The organism is Streptomyces sp. P9(2023), from assembly GCF_032436795.1.
GTDB lineage: Bacteria > Actinomycetota > Actinomycetes > Streptomycetales > Streptomycetaceae > Streptomyces.
This window is the reverse complement of record NZ_JAUPWM010000493.1, coordinates 1-269: the sequence shown is the minus strand read 5'-3', so window position 1 is coordinate 269 and position 269 is coordinate 1. Positions and strand designations below refer to the sequence as shown.

The window sequence follows — 269 nt, the reverse complement described above, 5'->3', positions numbered from 1 at the left end:
CTCATGAGAAGTGTTGATTGGGAAAATGCTCTTAAATTTTTTGCACCGATTGAGAGGAGCAAGCGAAAACACAAGAATTTTGTTTACCGTTTCCAGCATCTCGGTATACCTGACGAAATTGCAGCTTCCTCCGTGGGTGTCGAATTAGATCAGGTTTACAGGTGGGATGATGGCGAAGATATACCATTTCTTGTTAAACGAGTCTGGGAGCTGGAATCTCGTAAATTTACCCCTAATCAGTCTGACTTCAAAGGTTGGACATTTGCCGC

At 43.1% G+C, this 269-nt stretch carries 1 protein-coding gene; it reads left to right on the top strand.

The genetic code is table 11. The features are described from left to right. Window positions 1-269, top strand: a 269-nt coding sequence (locus Q5762_RS38495) for a hypothetical protein (protein WP_315896964.1), incomplete at both ends; no start/stop codon positions are given.